This window comes from Massilia sp. HP4 (genome assembly GCF_005222695.1).
GTDB lineage: Bacteria > Pseudomonadota > Gammaproteobacteria > Burkholderiales > Burkholderiaceae_D > Telluria.
On record NZ_STGG01000013.1, the window covers coordinates 24,844 to 42,056 of the forward strand.

Genomic DNA, 17,213 nt, shown 5'->3' on the forward strand with positions numbered 1-17,213 from the left:
TCAAGCCACGGTATCGACCGCGCGCATCATCGCGCCCAGCACCGTCGCGGCGTCGTACTGGGCCGCATGGCGCCGGTGCAGCGCGCCCAGGGCAGCGGGGTCCATCGGGCCGCGCTGTTCGAGCTGGCGGCGAAAGTCGGGATCGCGGAAGGGGTCGCGCACGCTGTCGCCGAATTCTTCCAGTCCCAGGCTGCCGTCGCCGTCGATGTCGAGCAGCGCATGCAGGCGGCCGGCGCGCTCCAGGTCCTGCCCGCCGCCGAGCCCTGCCGCCAGTTCGTCGACGCCGATCGTGCCGTCGCTGTCGGCATCGATCGACCTCGCAAGCTCCTGCTTGAACAGCATGGTGTAGGAGCCCTGGGTCAACTTCAGGCCCTGGCTGGCGAAACTGGCAATGGCGTCGGCGTGGCGCGCGGCGTTTTCTTCGAGACGGCGCCGGTCTTCGTTCGAATCGGCGCGCGCGCTGGCGATGTCGAATGGGATACGCGAGCCCGCAGGCCTGGCGCCCTGGCCGCCGGACGCCGCCAGCGACGGCAGCTTCGATGAAATCTGCATGGTTGCTCCATCATGGATCGGGACTGCCATCGTCTCCCGTAATGCGCACCGGATAAAGAGCCAAGATCGGGCCAAGCGCTGGGGCCATCGCGCCGCCGATGGAAAGTCGCATGGCGCGCTACCGGCCTCCTGGGCCAAGATCGGATTATTACAATGAACCAAGCCCATCTTGGACCAGTTCGCGCTTCCTTGACTACCGGTCCAAGTGCATAATCGCCTGCTGAGGAGGGAATCGATTCCAATGCAAGACTTGTCCGTCAGCGACTACCTGACCTTCGATACCAGCAGCCCGGTCCCGCTGTACCGCCAGATCCACGCCCGCGTGCGCGAGGCGGTCGACACCGGCATGCTCAAGGCGGGCGACCGCATTCCCGCCACCCGCGTGCTGGCCGGGGAGCTCGGCCTGGCGCGCGGAACGGTGGCCGCCGCCTACGCCCTGTTGTCGGCCGAAGGCTACCTGGAAGTGCGCGGCGCGGCCGGCTCGGTGATCGCGCGCCGCACGCCCCAGCAGGGCCCCGTGGCGCGCGCCAAGGTGGCGCCGCGCGCGCGGCCGCTGCCGCTGGATGCGAGCAGCGCCGTCGCGCCGCTGCCGTTCCAGATGGGATTGCCGGCGCTGGACGCCTTCCCGCGCAAGGTGTGGGCGCGCATGGCGGCGCGCACCGCGCGCTCCCTGCAGACCCGCCACCTGCTGAAGGAATCGACCTTCGGCGCCCCTGCCTTGCGCACCGCCATCGCCAGCTACCTGAAGCTCTCGCGCGGCATCGACTGCATGCCATGCCAGGTATTCGTCTGCGCCGGCTACCGCGAAGCCCTGGGCCTGGTCGCGCATGCGCTGCTGGCGCGCGGCGACATGGTGTGGACCGAGGAGCCGGGCTTTCCGCCCACGCGCCACCTGCTGGCGGGCCTGGGCTATGTACCGCGCCCGGCGCCGGTCGACGAGCACGGCCTGGACGTGGCGCGCGCCGCGCTGCTGGCGCCCGGCGCGCGCATGGCGGTGGTCACGCCGGGCCACCAGTGCCCGCTCACGGTCGGGATGCCGCCCGCGCGGCGCCAGGCCTTGCTCGACTGGGCCGGCGCCCACGACGCCTGGATCGTCGAGGACGACTACGACGGCGAGTTCCGCTACAGCGGCCGCCCGCCGCCGGCCCTGGCCAGCATGGACCGCGCCGGCCGCGTGATCTATAGCGGCAGCTTCAGCAAGGTGATGTTCCCAGGGCTGCGCCTGTCCTATGTGGTGGTGCCGCCCGAGCTGGTCGAACGCTTCGAGGACGCCGCCTGCCTGGTCAGCAACGGCTGCCCGGCGCTCACCCAGGGCATCCTGTGCGAATTCATGCAGGACGGCCACTTCGTGCGCCATGTGCAGGCCATGCGCCGCCTGTACGCCGAGCGGCGCGAGCATACGGCGCGGGCGCTGGCGCCGGCCTTCGGCGAGCACGCCACGATCCTGCCCCAGGCCGGCGGCCTGAACATGGTGGCCGAAGTCGCGCCCGGCGCCGACCGCCTGCTGGCCGCGCGCCTGCGCGAGCATGGCCTGGCGCCGCTGCCGCTGGCCGACTTCTACGCCGGCACGCCCACCCGCAGCGCGCTCCTGATGAACTTCACCAATGTGGCCAGCAGCGTTCATGCCGAAGAGCTGGCGCGGCGCGTGGCGCAGGCGCTGGAGCGCCCTACCCCATAAAGCGGATTCTCCGCTGCGCGCGAGGGTAACGCAGCGGCCGCGGCGGTGCGCTCTACCCTATGCCATATTGCCGCGCACCTCCCCATTTCGTATCTTTGAAGCATCTTTTTACTGGCCTGCGCGTTCGCGCCTGGGCCGAACCCCTCTCGCCCGGACCCGCCATGAATACCATGACCATCCTGCTGTCCTCGTTCATCCTCTCGGTGACGGGATTGGCGATCTTCATCTGGTCGCTGCGCAACCGCCTGTTCGAGGCCAGTCCCGCCGCGGCCCGCACCATCTTCTCGGAAGGCGAGATCGGCCGCAGCGACGACCCCGCCGCGACCCCCAGCCAGGCTGCCGCCCAGGCCGCGCGCGACGCCGCGCCGCCGCTCAGCCCTGACCAGGCGCGCCAGCTCGAGGAAGAACTGCAGGCACGGGTCGAGGCCGACCGCTCGAGTTCCCTCGTGACCTTCCTGTTCCTGGCCAGCTCCGTGGTCTGGCTGCTGGTGGCGACCGCCGCGGGCCTGCTCAGCTCCATCAAGCTGCACGAGCCCGACCTGCTGGTGAACCAGGCCTGGCTCACCTTCGGCCGCATGCGCACCATCCACCTGAACGCTGTGGCCTATGGCTGGGCGCCGACGGCGGCGCTGGGGCTGGCGATGTGGCTGCTGCCGCGCCTGCTCAAGACGCCGCTGGCCGGCGCGCGCTACGCGATCGCGGGCGCCATGGTGTGGAACGCGGCCCTGATCGCGGGCCTGGGCTGCATCGCGGTCGGCATCAGCGATGGCATGGAGTGGCTCGAGATCCCATGGCAAGTCGACTTCCTGTTCGTGCTCGGCGGCGCCCTGGTGGGCCTGCCGCTGGTGTACACGCTGCAGGCGCGCACCGTGCGCCACCTGTATGTCTCGGTCTGGTACATGGGCGCGGCGCTGTTCTGGTTCCCTACCCTGTTCCTGGTCGGGAACCTGCCGGCGATGCACTTCGGCGTGCAGCAGGCGGCCATGAACTGGTGGTTCGGCCACAACGTGCTGGGCCTGTTCTACACGCCGATGGCCCTGGCCTGCGTGTATTACTTTTTACCGAAGATCATCGGCCGCCCGATCCAGTCGTACAACCTGTCGCTGGTCGGTTTCTGGGGCCTGGCCTTCTTCTACGGCCAGGTCGGCGGCCACCACCTGATCGGCGGCCCGGTGCCGGGCTGGCTGATCACGCTATCGATCGTGCAGAGCGTGATGATGATCGTGCCGGTGCTGGCGTTCTCGATCAACCAGCACCTGACCATGAAGGGCAATTTCAAGCGCCTGTGGGATTCGCCCACGCTGCGCTTCATCGTGCTGGGCGGGATGATGTACACCTTGAGTTCGATCCAGGGCTCGATCGAGGCGCTGCGCAGCGTGAACACGGTGGCGCACTTCACCCACTTTACGGTGGCCCACGCCCACCTGGGCATGTACGGCTTCTTCACCCTGGTCATGTTCGGCGCCGTGTACTTCGTGATGCCGCGCGTGATGGACTGGGAGTGGCCGTATCCGGGCCTGATCTCGCTGCACTTCTGGCTGGTGACGGTGGGCTTTTGCATCTATTTCGTCGGCCTGTCGATCGGCGGCTGGCTGCAGGGCCTGGCCATGCTGGACGCGACGCGCCCGTTCATGGATTCGGTCAACGTGACCATCCCCTGGCTCAAAAGCCGTTCGGTGGGCGGTTCCATCATGGGCCTGGGCCACCTGGTGTTCGCGATCCACTTCGTGCTGATGGCGACCCGCCGCGGCGTGGCGCGCGAAGGCGCGGCGCTGCTGAACGACTATCCGAAACAGACCGCGGTCCCCAAGGCCGCCTGAAGAAAAAGGGACTACCATGCAGGACGAACTCAAACTGCTGGGCGGCGCGATGGTGACGCTGGCGCTGGCGACATCGGCGCTGGTGGTGATCCCGCACATGCAGCTCAAGGGCGGCGAGCCGCCGCCGGGCCTGAAGCCGTATTCCTCGGCCGAGCTGCGCGGACGCCAGGTGTACATCGCCAACGGCTGCATCTACTGCCACTCGCAGCAACCGCGCGATCCCGTACAGGCGCCGGACGACAAGCGCGGCTGGGGCCGCGCCTCGGTGGCGGCCGATTATTTCTACGACAAGCCGCACCTGCTGGGCACCATGCGCACCGGGCCCGACCTGTTCAACATCGGCGCGCGCCAGCCCAGCGTCGACTGGCACCTGGGCCATATGTACCAGCCGCGGGCGTATGTGGCCGGCTCCATCATGCCGGCCTATCCCTATCTGTTCGAGGTCAAGGACAAGGCCGAGGAAGGCGACCGCGTGGTGACGCTGCCGCGCGGCTACACGCCGGCCGGCAAGGTCGTGGTGGCGCGCCAGGAAGCGCTCGACCTGGTGGCCTACCTGGTGGGCCTGGACCATACCTATCCGGCGGTCGAGACCATCGGCACGCAGAGGGAACGCAAATGAGCCAGCAGCAGCATGACCATGAACGCGCCCAGCGACGCGAGAACCCCGATCCGACCGAGGGCGAGCGCCCGTTCCCGAAACCGCTGCTGGCCCTGGTGATCGGCCTGGTGGCCTGGGGTATCGGCTACATCTATATCACGCAGAGCAACGACGACGCCGCCTTCGGCGACCACCGCACCCTGTCCACCCTGCAGGGGCCGGCGCCGGGCGCCAAGGTCGACGGCGCCCAGATCTACAACGCCCAGTGCGTGGCCTGCCACCAGGCCAGCGGCCTGGGCCTGGCCGGCGTGTTCCCGCCGCTGGCCGAATCCGAATGGGTGACGGGCGACGCGAACCGCCTGGCGCAGATCGTGCTGCACGGCGTCTCGGGCACGCTGACGGTGAAAGGCGCCGCCTATAACGGCATGATGCCGCCGTTCAAGGACAAGCTGGACGATGCCGAGATGGCGGCGCTGCTGACCCATATCCGCAGCCAGTTCGGCAACCGCGCCGACGCGGTCGACGCCAAACTGGTCGCCGAGGCCCGCAGCGCCAGCAGCGCGCGCACGGCGCCATGGCAAGGCGACGATGAACTCGCCGCGTTCAAGTAGCAAGCCGACCCTGCTGGCCGTGCTGGCCGTGGTACTTGCCGGCAGCGCCGCCCTGTACCATGGCAGCAGCGGCTTTCGCGCGATCTCGACCGAGGGCGCGCGCCGCATCGCGGTGGCCGAGCGCCCCGTCCCCGCGCCGCCGGCCCGCCTGGCGGGCGCCGACGGCAACACGATCCTCCTGGCCGACGAACTGGCGCGCGACGGCCGCATCGCCCTGGTCACCTTTATTTATGCGCGCTGCCAGTCGGTCTGCCGCGTGGTCGGCACCGAGCTGCAGACGATGCAGGAACAGATCCTGGCGCACGGCGCAGGCGACAAGGTGCGCCTGGTGACGATCAGCTTCGACCCGCGCGACGATGCGCGCGCGCTGGACGGGTATGGCCGCATGATGAAGACCGATCCCGGCGTGTGGCGCCTGTACGGCATCCCCGACGCCGGCGAACGGCAAGGCCTGCTCGATGCCTTCGGCGTGATCGTGGTGCCGGCGCCGCTGGGCGAATTCGAGCACAACGCGGCCTTCCACGTGGTCGACCGCAGCGGGCGCCTGGTGCGCATCGTCGACTACACCGAACCGGACGCCGCACTGGCGGCTGCGCTGGCGCGCGCCGTCGAAGGAGCGTAGATGGCAATCGACATGCACCGCGCGCGCCTGGCGCGCTGGATCGGCCCCGCCTTGCTGGCCGGGCTGCTGGCCACCCGGGCGCCGCTGGAAGCGACCATGTGGCGCCATATGCTGGTGCAGCTGCCGCTGCTGGTTGCCTGCGGCGCCTTGTTGCGGCCATGGCTGCGGCTGCCGCCGGGCGCGCTGCGCTGGGATGCGCAGGGCCTGGCCACCCTCAGCGCCGCGGCATTTATCACCAGCTACTGGATGATTCCGCGCGCGCTGGAACAGGCTCTCGACGAACCGTTCGCGAACGCCATGAAATTCGCCAGCCTGCTGCTACTGGGCGCCCTGCTGCCCGGCGCCATGCGGCGCGCCCACGTCGTGGTCCAGCTGTTTTTTGTTGCCAATATCTGCGCCATGATGGCCATCGCCGGCATGCTGTACCGCGAACTGCCGCAGCGCCTGTGCAATGCCTACCTGCTCGATGACCAGGACGTCACCGGCAGCTGGCTGGTCGGCCTGGCGCTGGTGCTGGGCATAGCCTGGTGCATCGTCAATGCCCGCCACTTCGCCGACCCGCCACAGCAGCCTGGTCCGCCGGACCGGAGTGGTGGATGAGTCAGTTATAGGCGCTGCGGATGCCGCTGCCGGGACGGATCAGGCCACGCTGGGTAGCGACCACCACCGCATGGGTGCGCGCGGTGGCGTCGAGTTTGCTCATCACGCCCTTGACGTGCGTCTTGACAGTGCCCACGCCGATGCCCAGCTTGCGCGCGATCGACTTGTTGCAGCATCCTTCGGCCAGCAATTGCAGCACATCGGTCTCGCGGCCGGTGAGGTTCTCGCGGCTCAGGCTGTCGGCCACGCTGCGCGTCACCGATTCGCTCAGGTAGCGCTGGCCCTGGGCCAGCGAGGCGACCGCCTTGAGCAGCTCGTCCTGGCTGCACGACTGCAGCACATAGCCATGCACGCCCGCGTCCATCGCGATGCGCACTTCCCACTCCTTGTCGAGCTGGGTGACGATGAGCACGCTGGGCCGGCGCAAGCCGGAATGCTCGGGCTGGCGCGCCAGTGCCAGGCCGGTGTCGTAGTCGGCGACCAGCACGCGCGCCACCTGCCGCGCCTCGGGCTGGCTCAAGTGGGTGCTGACGCGCAATTCGGCGCGGTCGGCGAGGATGGCGTGCAGGCCGGCGGTCATCACCGGATCGGTGTGGATGATATGAACGGCGGATGGAATGGTAGGCATGGTGTACTCCTGATTTAGCAGCGTCGGGCTTGCTACCCGTTCGTTCATATTGGAACGGCAAGTTAAGTCCGGCAAGTTAATACATGTAAAAATTGCGCCGCCGGGTATCGGTCGGTGCTACGTTGGATGCGTTATACTTGGGCGATCATGCGTCTGACCTCCTTCACCGATTACACGTTGCGCACGCTGCTGCACCTGGGCAGCAACCCCGGTCGCCTGGTGACGATCCAGGAGATCGCGGACCTGCACAACATTTCTAAAAACCACCTCATGAAGGTGGTCAACGAGCTCGCGCGCAACGGCACCATCGAAACCATTCGTGGCCGCAACGGCGGTTTCCGCCTGGCGCACGAGCCGAAGGACATCAATGTCGGCGCCATCGTGCGCATGAGCGAGAGCGACTTCTACATGGCCGAGTGCTTCGACCCCAACGGCACGCCTTGCGGCCTGGTCAAGGCGTGCGGCCTCAAGGGCGTGCTGGGCAATGCCACCGCCGCCTATCTGGCCGAACTCGACCGTCACACCCTGGCTTCCCTGCTGCCCGAGCCGCGTCCGCGCGAAGTGCCGGTTACCGTGCACCGCCGCAAGGCCGCCTAGGATCGGCAGCAGATCGGGCCGCTGGCCGCCCCCTGTATCTACGCTGGCGACGGCGCTCCGGATTCGATTGCCGGATAGAATTCCCGGTCTTCGCGCCGGATGCGCTGGTACAGATTGCGCAGCACCCGGTTCGCCTCTTGCCTGAACTGCTCGGGCGCCTTCGCCAGCCGGCTGGCCAGGTTCCAGCGTCCGGCGAACGCCAGGTACTCGGCAGCGATATCGCCCATTTCATTCTGGTAGGCCTGGCTCATGCGCGCCAGGCGCAGCTCGCCCCTGGCCAGCGCCGGATACAGGGTCTCGTTCTCGACCGCCAGGTGCAGCCGCACCACCCCGCTCATCGCCACGATCTGGGCGGCAATCTCGTCCGCGTGTTCGGCCACGCCTTCCTGGCTGCTGGCGCGCAGGCGGTCGATGCTGTCGAGGATGTCGAGGTGCTGATGCTTGAATTTATCGATGTTCATGATCGCTTCCTTCGTCTGTCTACCGAGGCTTGCGCTCAGCAGTTGACCAAGTGTAATGCGACTCGATTAAAGATGCAAACGTTATGCTTGTTTTTCCAATGGACCGCGACGACGAACACATCTTGGCCCATGTGCGTGCGTCAGCCGATAAGGGTGCGGCGCTCGTTCAGCAGGGCGACGAAACGCCGCGCCGCCAGCCCCTGGGGACGGGCATTGGCCCACACCACATCGACGAACAAGCGCATCACGTTGGTGAAATTGGCGGAAGGGATGTGCACCAGCTGGCCATCGGCCAACGGCGCACGCACGAAGCCGGCTGGGAGCCAGGCCCAGCCCAGGCCGGCCGTCACCAGGCTCAGCGCGGCGACCGGGTTGTCGGTCTTCCATTGCAGGCGTGACATGGCGATGCGCTTGTCGACCTGGTCGGCGTGGCGGCCGGCCATCACGATCTGGCGCTCGCCCAGCAGGTGCTGGTCGCGGATCGTACCGGCCGGCATGCGCTGCAGTAATGGATGATCGGGCGCCAGCACCGCCACCAGGGTTTCGTGGGCGACTTCCTGGAAGCCTTCGCGCGGGTCCATACCATAGCGCTCAAATACCAGCGCCAGGTCGGCGCGGCCGTCCTGCAACATCGCCAGGGCGTCGGCTTGTGCGGCGCTCAAGACATTCACTTCCAGCAAGGGGAATTCGTCGGACAGCGCGCGCAGTGCGTCGTGCCAGGGGGCGGCGGCCATCAGCTCGGGCACCAGTACCAGGGTCAACGATGGTTCCAGCTCCTGGCTCAGCGACAGCGCGTGCTGGTTCAGCAGGCGCAGTTGCTCGACCAGCAGGCGCGCCTGCGGCAGCAACGCCATCGCATGCCCGGTCGGGCGCGGTTCACGGCCGCTGCGGTCGAACAGTTCCAGGCCGAGCTCGGCTTCAAGGTTGGCGATGGCCATGCTGACGGCGGAGGGGACGCGCCCCAAGGAGCGCGCGGCGGCCGAGAACGAGCCGTTGTCGACGGCGGCAAGCAGGATGCGCAGATGATCGAGATCGAAAGCCATCTATCAATCATACTGATAGCTTCTGACTTTTTCCATCATCTCGATTCACATATGATGCGTTCACCAACAGCGGCGATCGTTGCCGCATTTCATCGAGGAGAGAAATCATGGTATGGCTGGTGTTGTTTTTGGCGGGGTTGTTCGAGATCGTATGGGCTGTCGGCCTGAAATACACGGAAGGATTCACGCGCCTGTGGCCGACAGTCGGCACCATCGCCGCAATGGCCGTCAGTTTTGGCCTGTTGTCGCAGGCGATGAAGACACTACCGCTGGGAACGGCCTACGCGATCTGGACCGGCATCGGTGCGGTCGGCACGGCGCTGGTCGGCATCCTGCTGTTCGGCGAATCGGCCAACCTGGCGCGCATTGCCTGTATCGGCCTGATCGCGGCCGGTATCATCGGGTTGAAGCTCGCCAGCCCGGCCTGAAGTTTTCCTGGAATCATGTCGATTTCTTGGGGCATTATTCGTCGTAGGGATGCGCCAGGCCGTGCGGCCTGGCCGTCCCCTTTACTTCAGGAGCGAGCAATGACACAAGAAACCGTAACAGGCCCCGCCTCTTACTTCCCATCGATCGAGAAGAAATACGGCCAGCCGATCGCCCACTGGCTGACCCTGCTCGCCGCCCAGCCCCCGATGAAGCATATGGAACTGGTGAACTGGCTAAAGAGCGAGCACGCGCTGGGCCACGGACATGCGAATGCCCTGGTAGCCCATCACCTGCGCAATGGCGGGGCTTGAGTCCGCCAGCAATAATCACACCTGCATATTCATGATGTCGTGATACGCCGACACCAGCTTGTTGCGTACCTGCACCGTTGCCTGGAAGGCGATGCTCGATTTCTGCATTGCGACCATGGTGTCCGACAGGCTGACGGTATCGTCGCCCATCGTGAAGCGCTTGCTCAGCGCCTGCGCCTCGGCCGAGCGGTTGCTCACGCCCTGCAGGGACTGATGCAGGGCTTCCGCGAAGTCGAGCTTGACCGCCGACTTGCCGCCTACCGCGCTGGCGCCGCCCAATCCGGCAGGCGCAACCGGCCCCGCCGACTCGGGCCTGGTGGCCGCGGCCTTCAACTGCTCCATCATGGCCTGGATGCGGTTAGTGTCGATGCCGCCGATACCGCCAATACTCATGTTACCCTCCTGCATGTTATTGCCTTGTAGAATCATCTACAAATGCACTCAGGAAAGCAGAATATCAGCGCAGGCACCAATTTCACCTTCGAGTTAGGCCGGTAAACATCCCCTATTTCGGGGTTTGAATGTTGCCCCATAGCTCCATAATGCTGCCTGTTCCCACCCATTCACCTGAAACCATCCAACATGGCAGCAACTGCGGAAGACCTTCTCGACACCACCCAGGGCCAGCCTCCGGCTGCGCCCCCGTCGTTTTTCCAGACGACCATGGGCAAGCGCGTCGCCGTCGGCGGTGGCATCGCGCTCATCCTGGCGCTGATGATCGCTGTCTGGATGTGGAGCCAGGCGCCTGAATACCGCGTGCTGTTCTCGAATTACAGCGACCGCGACGGTGGCGCGATCACCGCTTCGCTCGACCAGATGGGTGTGCCATACAAATTCTCCGAAGGCGGCAACGCGATCCTCGTGCCTGCCGAGCAGATCCACGACCTGCGCCTGAAGCTGGCCGCGCAAGGCCTGCCGAAGGGCGGCAATGTCGGCTTCGAGCTGATGGAAAACCAGAAGCTGGGCGTCTCGCAATTCCTGGAACAGGTCAATTACCAGCGCTCGCTCGAAGGCGAGCTGGCGCGTTCGATCCAGTCGCTCGGTTCGGTGAGCGCCGCGCGTGTCCACCTGGCGCTGCCGAAACCGTCCGTGTTCGTGCGCGACCAGCAAAAGCCGACCGCCTCGGTGCTGCTCAACCTGCAGCCGGGCCGCGCCCTCGACCAGGGCCAGGTCAATGCCATCGTCCACCTGGTCGCTTCCAGCGTGCCTGAACTGACCTTCGGCAACGTGACCGTGGTCGACCAGACCGGCGCCCTGCTGTCGGAACAGGCCGGCAAAGCCGCGGGCAACAAGATGCTCGACGCTACCCAGCTGAAATACGTGGACCAGGTCCAGGAAAACATCATCAAGCAGGTCGAGGCGATGATCAAGCCGCTGGTCGGCGAAGGCAATGTGCGCGCCCAGGCGACCGCCGAGATCGACTTCGCCCAGGTCGACACCGCGGCCGAGATGTACAAGCCGAATTCGCCGCCCGAGCCGCAGGCGATCCGCAGCCAGCAGACCTCGGAAACGCAAGGCGCCGGCGCCGGCGCGTCGGGCATCCCGGGCGCGCTGTCGAACCAGCCGCCGGGCGTGAACACGGCGCCGATCGACGGCGAGCCGCCGGCCGAAGCGGCCGCGCCAACCGGCCCGAGCACCAAGAACTCGACCACCAATTTCGAAGTCGACAAGACCATCCGCTACGAACAGCGCCCGATGGGCGGCGTCAAGCGCCTGACGGTCGGCGTCGTGGTCAACTACCGCCGCATCGTCGACCCGGCCACCGGCAAGGTCACCGTGCGCCCGCTGGCGGCCAATGAAGTGGCCCAGATCAACGAGCTGGTCAAGCAGGCGATGGGCTTCAACCCGGAACGCGGCGACACCATGAACGTCACCAACGCACCGTTCGACGGTGTGGACAAGCCGGCCGAAGCAGTGGTAGAACCGGAATGGTGGCGCGACCCGGCGAATATGCCGCTGTTCAAGGACCTGGCCCGCTACGCTTTTGTTGCCGCAGTGATCGCCTTCCTGTACTTCCGCTTCCTGCGCCCGCTGCTGCGTCCGGCGATCAAGAAGTTCGACGAAGCGACCGCCGTGCCCGAAGAACCGAAAGAAGACGAGATGGCCGAAGGCGAGGACGGCGAAGAAGGAGCCGAAGAAGACGAGGAAGACCTCGAGGAAGAAGAGAAGATTCGCCGGGACATGGGTTACCGCGCCAACCTGAAGCTGGCGAAAGACCTGGCAAACGAAGATCCGCGCATCGTCGCAAACGTCATCAAAGCATGGTTGGGTTCAAATGAGTGATAAAGACAAGGACGGCACGAACAAGGCAGCGATCCTGATGCTGGCCCTGGGTGAAGCCGAAGCGGCCGAGGTGATGAAATACCTTGGCCCGCGCGAAGTGCTCAAGCTGGGCGCCGCGATGGCGCAGATGAAGGCGGTCCAGCATGGCCAGGTGGTCACCGTCCTCGAAGAGTTCGTCGAAGAAACCAACCTGCACTCGACCGTCGGCCTCGATTCGGACGAATACATCCGCCAGGTGCTGACCAAGGCGCTGGGCGACGACAAGGCGGCTGTTTTGCTTAATCGCATCCTGGGCGGCAAGGACGCCTCGGGCATCGAGAGCCTCAAGTGGATGGACTCGGTCTCGGTGGCCGAGCTGATCCGCAACGAGCACCCGCAGATCATCGCCACCATCCTGGTCCACCTCGAGCGCGACCAGGCTTGCGAAATCCTGGCAAACTTCAGCGAACGCTTGCGCAACGACGTCGTGCTGCGTATCGCCACGCTGGACGGCGTGCAGCCGGCCGCGCTGCGCGAGCTGAACGACGTGCTGACCAAGCTGTTGTCGGGTAATGAACACATCAAGAAGTCCTCGCTGGGCGGCGTGCGCACCGCGGCCGAGATCCTGAACTTCATGAGCGGCGAGCAAGAGCAGGCCGTGATGGACAATATCAAGAACTACGACAACGACATGGCGCAGAAGATCATGGACGAGATGTTCGTGTTCGACAATATCATCGACATCGACGACCGCGGCATCCAGTTGCTGCTGCGTGAAGTGCAGTCCGAGATGCTGATCGTCGCCTTGAAAGGCGCCTCGCAGGATCTGCGCGAGAAGATCTTCAAGAATATGTCGCAGCGTGCCAGCGAGATGATGCGCGAAGACCTCGAATCGAAAGGTCCGGTGCGCCTGTCCGAAGTAGAATCGCAACAGAAACAGATCCTGCAGATCGTGCGTCGCCTGTCCGACGAAGGCCAGATCGTGCTGGGCGGTAAAGGTGAGGATTCCTTCGTCTGATGGCAATACCGAAAGAACAGCAGAGCGCCTACCAGCGCTGGGAAATGGCGTCGTTCGGCGACGAGCGTCCCAGCACGCTCGCACGCCGCGCGGCCGAGGCTGCCACGACGCCTCCCGCCCCTGCTGACAACGCTCCTGCCCTGCCGCCGGGATACAACCTGCCGAGCGTCGAAGAACTCGAAGCGATGCGCGAAGCGGCGCGCCACGAAGGTTACGCGCAAGGCCTGGAAGAAGGCCGCACCCAGGGCCATGGCGAAGGCCATGCCCAGGGCTATGCCGAAGGCGCCGAAGCCGGCCAGCGCGAAGCCGCCGCCGAACTCGAGCAGATGCGCCAGGTCGCCGCCAGCTTCGGCGACGCCATCGCCCAGGCCGACGAAACCATCGCGCGCGACGTGCTCGACCTCGCCCTGCGCCTGGCGCGCGGCATGGTGCGCACCGGTTTCGATGTACGTCCCGAACTCATCCTGTCGGTGGTGCGCGACGCCATCGACCAGTTGCCCGTGCTGCAGCAGCCGGCCGTGCTCACCCTGCACCCGCAAGACGCCGAACTGGTGCGCCATGGCATGGCCGAAGAGTTGTCCAAGGGCGGCTGGCGCATCATCGAGAACGGCTCCATCGCGCGCGGCGGCTGCAGGGTCGAGACGGCAACGAACCAGATCGACGCCCAGGCCGCGGCGCGCTGGAATCGCCTCACCCACGCGCTGGGCGCCAACGTCGACTGGCTGGGCGACTGATGGACGACCACGTCCCGCAACACGACAGCAGCAACCCGCACACCGCGCGCTGGCAATCCTATCTGCGCGACTGCGACACCCTGGTCAGCTTCGCCGATCCGCTGCAAGTCTCGGGCCGCGTCACGCGCGTGGCCGGCCTGGTGATGGAATGTGTCGGCCTGCGCCTGGCGGTCGGCGCCGCCGCCACCATACCGACAGCCAGCGGCTTCATCGAGGCCGAAGTGGTCGGCTTCGAAGGCGAGCGCCTGTTCCTGATGCCGCAAAGCGATACCGAAGGCGTGGTACCCGGCTCGCGCGTATTTCCGGTCGAGAGCGTGCTGCCGCCACCGGGCACGGTACCGCACGGGCGCCGCCGTCCGCAAGACCGCGCGCGCCACCTGCCGGTCGGCATGCAGCTGCTGGGCCGGGTGGTGGACGGCGCCGGACGGCCGCTCGACGGCCTCGGCCCGCTCGGCACGACCGAGGTCGGCCCGCTCAATGCGCGCCCCGTCAATCCGCTCGACCGCGCGCCGATCAAGTACACGCTCGACGTCGGCGTGCGCGCCATCAATGCGATGTTGACCGTGGGCCGTGGCCAGCGCCTGGGCCTGTTCGCGGGTACCGGCGTCGGCAAATCGGTGCTGCTCGGCATGATCGCGCGCTATACCGAGGCCGACGTGATCGTGGTCGGACTCATCGGCGAACGGGGCCGCGAGGTCAAGGAATTCATCGACCAGATCCTGGGGCCCGAAGGCCGCGCCCGCTCGGCCGTCGTGGCGGCCCCGGCCGACTCGCCGCCGCTACTGCGCCTGCAGGGCGCCGCCTATGCCACGGCGATCGCGGAACACTTCCGCGACCAGGGCAAGAATGTGATGCTGATCATGGATTCGCTGACCCGCTATGCGATGGCGCAGCGCGAGATCGCGCTGGCGATCGGCGAACCGCCGGCCACCAAGGGTTATCCACCATCGGTCTTTGCCAAGCTGCCGGTGCTGGTCGAACGGGCCGGCAACGGCCTGGAAGGCGGCGGCTCGATCACGGCCTTCTATACCGTGCTGTCCGAGGGCGACGATCAACAAGACCCCATCGCGGACGCGGCGCGCGGTATCCTCGACGGCCACATCGTGCTCAATCGCCACCTGGCCGAGGCCGGGCATTATCCGGCGATCGACATCGAACAATCCATTTCACGGGCGATGCACTCGATCACGACCCACGAGCACCAGCTGGCGGCGCGCAAACTGAAGCAACTGTATTCTCGTTATCAGCGCTCGCGCGACCTGATCAATGTCGGCGCCTATGCCGCCGGCAGCGATCCGGTGCTCGACCAGGCCATCGCCAAGCATGGCGTGATCGAGGAATTCCTGTGCCAGGAAATCCACGACAACGCCACGCTTCCCCAGAGCTTGGGGCAACTTTCCTCGCTATTCGACTGATCGATTCGAGGAGCCCGGCGCTAGAATCGCTGCACCATGGCCCAATTATCCGCACTTGAAACACTGATCGACCTGGCGCAGAAGGATTCCGATGCTGCCGCCAAGCGCCTGGGCGTGGCCAATAAACTGGTCGAGGAAGCCGAACAGAAGCTGGAAATGCTGGTCGGCTACCGCGACGAATATGCGCGCAAGCTCGATGCGGCCCAGGTGGCCGGCATCACGCCTTTCGCGTACCACAACTTCGTTGCCTTTATTGGCAAGCTGGACAATGCCTTGAACGGCCAGCGCGAGGTGTTGAAACACGCACAGTTCAAGGCAGAAACCGAGCGCACGACTTTGCAGGAAAGCGAGCGCAAGCGCCTGTCCTACCGCACCCTGAACGAGCGCGCCGCGAGCGAGGCGCTCAAGGTGCAAAACAAGCGCGACCAGAAACTGATGGACGACCACGCGGCGCGTGGCGCCCGCTACAAACAACGCTGAGCGAAACATGACGACGCAGACCACCAATCTCCTGTTCCAGACCAATGGCGCCAATGCCGCGGCGCCGCGCAGCCCGAGTCCGGACCGGCTGGCCGAGAGCGCCCGCGCCAATGGCGCTTTCGGCGCCACCCTGACGCGCGAGCTGGCGGCACGCCAGCAGCCGCCGCAGGCGGCTCCCCAAGCCGCTGCCGCCCAGCAGTCAAAGCCGGCCCAGCAGCAATCCAAGCCGAATGCGGCCGACAAGCCGGCCACCCGCGAACCGGTGCGCGAGCAGGCCAGCAAGGCCGGCGCCAAGCCGGCCAGCCACGAAGGCGACGCCAAGCCGGGCAAGACCGCCGAGGCCGGCGCCGCCGACGGTACCGAAGAAGCCGGCGCAGCCGAGGCCGCTGCCCAGGCGGCCGAGGCCGCCGCTGCGGCCACCACGCCGGTCACCGATATGCTGGCCTTCATGGCCAGCCTGGCCAAGCCGGCGACCGCCGCGCTTGACGCCGCCGCCATCCCGACCGACGCCGCGGCAGCGGCCGGCGAGCCGGAACTGACGGCGCTGGAGAGCGCATTCGAGCAGCTGGGCGCGGCTGGCGCCACGGATGACGCCGCGAGCGGCGCGGCCGCCGTCACCGACGAGCTCGGCAAAGGCGTCTCGCCGGCAGCCGGCGTGCAGCGCGCGCCGGTCGATCCGAATGCGGCCCAGGGCAAGGCATTGCCTGAAAGCCAGCAGGATGGCGCCCAGTTCCAGGCCCAGCTGCGCGATAGCCAGCAGCAGGCGGCGCCAGCGGCCGAGGAAGCACCGGCCCCGCTGGCCCAGCTGCAAGCCCAGGCCACCAGGATGGCGGAAGCGGTCGGCAGTCAGGCCGCCGTGCCGGGCGACCGCATCCCTGCCCGGGTCGGCAGCCAGGCCTGGGACAACCAGGTCAGCCAGCGCATCGTCTACATGGTCGGCAAGGAGCAGGCCGCCACCCTGACCCTGAACCCGCCAGATTTGGGCCCGGTCCAGATCGTGCTCAATGTGAGCAACGACCAGGCCACCGTGGCCTTCTCGGCCGAGCAGCTCGAGGTGCGCCAGGCCCTTGAAAACGCCCTCCCGCGCCTGCGCGAGATGATGAGCGAGAGCGGCATCGCACTGAACAATGCGACGGTGGACGCCGGTACGCGCCAGCAGCAGGATGGCGAGCGGCGGGCGCCGGGCAGCCAGGGGGCCAATGGCAACCTGGCCGGCAACGGCACTGGCGCCGAGGCCGAGGCGGCAGTGAACGAGGTGGCGCCGCGTACCCGCACCGTGGGGCTGGGCGAGCGCGGCATGGTCGACCTGTTTGCGTAGGCTGGGCGGGTCCCCCGTCCACGCGTTCAACCAGCG

General features: G+C 66.7%; 20 protein-coding genes. 15 read left to right on the forward strand and 5 right to left on the reverse strand.

Annotated elements, in window-relative coordinates; all coding sequences use genetic code 11:
* Positions 1-552 carry an EF-hand domain-containing protein gene (locus tag E8M83_RS08080; protein ID WP_137172855.1) on the reverse strand — a complete coding sequence of 184 codons (552 nt, stop codon included), beginning with the start codon at positions 550-552 and terminating at the stop codon, positions 1-3.
* A gap of 241 nt (positions 553-793) precedes the next feature.
* On the opposite strand from E8M83_RS08080, the gene E8M83_RS08085 reads away from it, so the two are divergent.
* The 6 genes from E8M83_RS08085 to E8M83_RS08110 all read left to right on the forward strand — a co-directional run bounded on the left by E8M83_RS08085 (position 794) and on the right by E8M83_RS08110 (position 6,481).
* Positions 794-2,230: a PLP-dependent aminotransferase family protein gene (locus tag E8M83_RS08085; RefSeq protein WP_137172856.1), complete on the forward strand. Its 1,437-nt coding sequence runs from the start codon at positions 794-796 to the stop codon at positions 2,228-2,230.
* Between the two features lie 161 nt (positions 2,231-2,391).
* Positions 2,392-4,050, forward strand: a complete 1,659-nt coding sequence (locus E8M83_RS08090) for a cbb3-type cytochrome c oxidase subunit I (RefSeq protein ID WP_137172857.1) — start codon at positions 2,392-2,394, stop codon at positions 4,048-4,050.
* 16 nt (positions 4,051-4,066) lie between these two features.
* Positions 4,067-4,669, forward strand: coding sequence for a cbb3-type cytochrome c oxidase subunit II (locus E8M83_RS08095; protein ID WP_137172858.1), 603 nt, complete (start codon positions 4,067-4,069; stop codon positions 4,667-4,669).
* Positions 4,666-5,259 (forward strand): cytochrome c, encoded by a 594-nt coding sequence (locus tag E8M83_RS08100; protein ID WP_137172859.1) that lies wholly within the window; start codon positions 4,666-4,668, stop codon positions 5,257-5,259. The genes E8M83_RS08095 and E8M83_RS08100 overlap by 4 nt, the downstream gene beginning before the upstream one ends.
* Positions 5,237-5,881: an SCO family protein gene (locus tag E8M83_RS08105; RefSeq protein WP_137172860.1), complete on the forward strand. Its 645-nt coding sequence runs from the start codon at positions 5,237-5,239 to the stop codon at positions 5,879-5,881. The genes E8M83_RS08100 and E8M83_RS08105 overlap by 23 nt, the downstream gene beginning before the upstream one ends.
* Complete coding sequence (locus tag E8M83_RS08110) at positions 5,882-6,481, forward strand: hypothetical protein (RefSeq protein ID WP_137172861.1); 600 nt, start codon at positions 5,882-5,884, stop codon at positions 6,479-6,481.
* Between the two features lies 1 nt (position 6,482).
* Here the strand turns inward: E8M83_RS08110 and E8M83_RS08115 are convergent, their stop codons facing one another.
* Positions 6,483-7,109 (reverse strand): response regulator transcription factor, encoded by a 627-nt coding sequence (locus E8M83_RS08115; RefSeq protein ID WP_137172862.1) that lies wholly within the window; start codon positions 7,107-7,109, stop codon positions 6,483-6,485.
* Between the two features lie 147 nt (positions 7,110-7,256).
* Here E8M83_RS08115 and E8M83_RS08120 point away from each other — a divergent pair, with 147 nt between their 5' ends.
* The gene (locus tag E8M83_RS08120; RefSeq protein ID WP_137172863.1) at positions 7,257-7,706 is read left to right on the forward strand and encodes an Rrf2 family transcriptional regulator; all 450 of its coding nucleotides are present in this window, start codon (positions 7,257-7,259) and stop codon (positions 7,704-7,706) included.
* A gap of 38 nt (positions 7,707-7,744) precedes the next feature.
* On the opposite strand, the gene E8M83_RS08125 is transcribed toward E8M83_RS08120, so the two are convergent.
* Both E8M83_RS08125 and E8M83_RS08130 read right to left on the reverse strand, forming a co-directional pair.
* Complete coding sequence (locus tag E8M83_RS08125) at positions 7,745-8,167, reverse strand: hemerythrin domain-containing protein (protein ID WP_137172864.1); 423 nt, start codon at positions 8,165-8,167, stop codon at positions 7,745-7,747.
* 140 nt (positions 8,168-8,307) lie between these two features.
* Positions 8,308-9,210, reverse strand: coding sequence for a LysR family transcriptional regulator (locus tag E8M83_RS08130; protein WP_137172865.1), 903 nt, complete (start codon positions 9,208-9,210; stop codon positions 8,308-8,310).
* 107 nt (positions 9,211-9,317) lie between these two features.
* On the opposite strand from E8M83_RS08130, the gene sugE reads away from it, so the two are divergent.
* Complete coding sequence (sugE, locus tag E8M83_RS08135) at positions 9,318-9,638, forward strand: quaternary ammonium compound efflux SMR transporter SugE (protein ID WP_137172866.1); 321 nt, start codon at positions 9,318-9,320, stop codon at positions 9,636-9,638.
* Positions 9,639-9,737: 99 nt separating this feature from the next.
* Positions 9,738-9,950: a DUF4287 domain-containing protein gene (locus tag E8M83_RS08140; protein WP_137172867.1), complete on the forward strand. Its 213-nt coding sequence runs from the start codon at positions 9,738-9,740 to the stop codon at positions 9,948-9,950.
* Positions 9,951-9,965: 15 nt separating this feature from the next.
* Here E8M83_RS08140 and fliE read toward each other — a convergent pair whose 3' ends face one another.
* The gene (gene fliE / locus E8M83_RS08145; protein WP_137172868.1) at positions 9,966-10,343 is read right to left on the reverse strand and encodes a flagellar hook-basal body complex protein FliE; all 378 of its coding nucleotides are present in this window, start codon (positions 10,341-10,343) and stop codon (positions 9,966-9,968) included.
* Between the two features lie 189 nt (positions 10,344-10,532).
* On the opposite strand from fliE, the gene fliF reads away from it, so the two are divergent.
* From fliF to E8M83_RS08175, 6 genes are read left to right on the forward strand one after another with little or no spacing between them, the layout of a single operon-like run.
* A complete protein-coding gene (fliF, locus tag E8M83_RS08150) occupies positions 10,533-12,233 on the forward strand; it encodes a flagellar basal-body MS-ring/collar protein FliF (protein WP_137172869.1) in 1,701 nt (566 codons plus the stop codon).
* Positions 12,226-13,230: a flagellar motor switch protein FliG gene (fliG, locus tag E8M83_RS08155; protein WP_137172870.1), complete on the forward strand. Its 1,005-nt coding sequence runs from the start codon at positions 12,226-12,228 to the stop codon at positions 13,228-13,230. Before fliF ends, fliG begins: the two co-directional genes overlap by 8 nt.
* Entirely contained in the window at positions 13,230-13,964 is a 735-nt protein-coding gene (fliH, locus tag E8M83_RS08160) for a flagellar assembly protein FliH (protein ID WP_137172871.1), read from the forward strand. The genes fliG and fliH overlap by 1 nt, the downstream gene beginning before the upstream one ends.
* Positions 13,964-15,379 carry a flagellar protein export ATPase FliI gene (gene fliI, locus E8M83_RS08165; protein ID WP_137172872.1) on the forward strand — a complete coding sequence of 472 codons (1,416 nt, stop codon included), beginning with the start codon at positions 13,964-13,966 and terminating at the stop codon, positions 15,377-15,379. The genes fliH and fliI overlap by 1 nt, the downstream gene beginning before the upstream one ends.
* A gap of 36 nt (positions 15,380-15,415) precedes the next feature.
* Positions 15,416-15,859: a flagellar export protein FliJ gene (gene fliJ / locus E8M83_RS08170; protein WP_137172873.1), complete on the forward strand. Its 444-nt coding sequence runs from the start codon at positions 15,416-15,418 to the stop codon at positions 15,857-15,859.
* A 7-nt stretch (positions 15,860-15,866) separates the two neighbouring features.
* Positions 15,867-17,177: a flagellar hook-length control protein FliK gene (locus E8M83_RS08175; protein WP_137172874.1), complete on the forward strand. Its 1,311-nt coding sequence runs from the start codon at positions 15,867-15,869 to the stop codon at positions 17,175-17,177.
* The last annotated feature ends 36 nt before the right edge of the window (positions 17,178-17,213 follow it).